Here is an 880-nt window from a genome sequence, read left to right as displayed (position 1 = left end):
GCGAACTCGGCGGGCATGTCGAGGATGTTGGTGGCGCCGCCGTCCCCCGAGCAGAACACCTCGGGGTTGCGGCTCGCCTCCAGGATGTCGGCGTGCCTGACCAGCGCGTGATAGCCGAGCCCTCGCGGGACCAGCGTGTTCTCCATCTCCTGGTAGAAGACGGGACGCTCCAGCTCCCTCAGGAGCCGGAAGGCGTGCTCCCGGTCCGGCATGGGCCTGGCCCAGAAGTCATGGTCGGACAGGTCGAAGTCGCCCGCGGAGACGATCGGCTTCCGCTCGGCCGGCGTCACGCTCATGGCACCCATCATTTGGGAAAGCAAACGCTTGAGTCAACACGACGCCCCCGGGCGGCGCCCGGAAGCCGTGGCCAAGGCGCTCGACGCCGTCCTCGGAAACCGGAAGTCACGGCCGAGGTGCCCGACGCCGTTCCCGGAAGCCGGAAATCGCAGCCGAGGTGCCCGACGCCTTCTCAGAAGTCGCAATCGAGGTGCTTGATGCCGTTGATGAAACTGGAACGCAGGCGGTCGGGCTCCCCGGCCGAACGGATTCCGGGCAGGCGGGTGAACAGCTCGCGGAACATCACGGTGATCTCGCGGCGGGCGAGGTGGGCGCCGAGGCAGAAGTGCGGTCCGGGGCCGCCGAAGCCGACGTGCGGTCCCTCGGTACGCCGGATGTCGAAGTGGTACGGGTCGGTGAAGACGCTCTCGTCGCGGTTGGCGGCCCAGTAGTACAGCAGGACCTTCTCGCCCGCGCGGTAGAGGTGGCCGTTCATCTCGTGGTCGCGGGTGAGGCTGCGGCGCATCCAGGCGACGGGCGAGGCGAGGCGGACGATCTCCTCGACGGCACCGGGCAGGCGACCGTCCAGATCCTGGAGCAGCAA

Annotated in this window: 1 protein-coding gene and 1 pseudogene; both read right to left on the bottom strand. The window is 68.6% G+C overall.

Features of this window, described 5'->3' with window-relative positions; translation table 11 throughout:
* A pseudogene (locus ACSC1Q_RS42965) lies at positions 1-296 on the bottom strand (cytochrome P450); the annotation flags it as partial.
* A gap of 173 nt (positions 297-469) precedes the next feature.
* Positions 470-880: cytochrome P450 (locus ACSC1Q_RS42960; protein WP_436764507.1), on the bottom strand; the 411-nt coding region annotated here is incomplete at its 5' end.

The organism is Streptosporangium heterodermiicola, from assembly GCF_051390675.1.
GTDB lineage: Bacteria > Actinomycetota > Actinomycetes > Streptosporangiales > Streptosporangiaceae > Streptosporangium.
The sequence above is the reverse complement of the archived record's forward strand: the minus strand, read 5'-3'. Positions and strand labels throughout refer to the sequence as shown.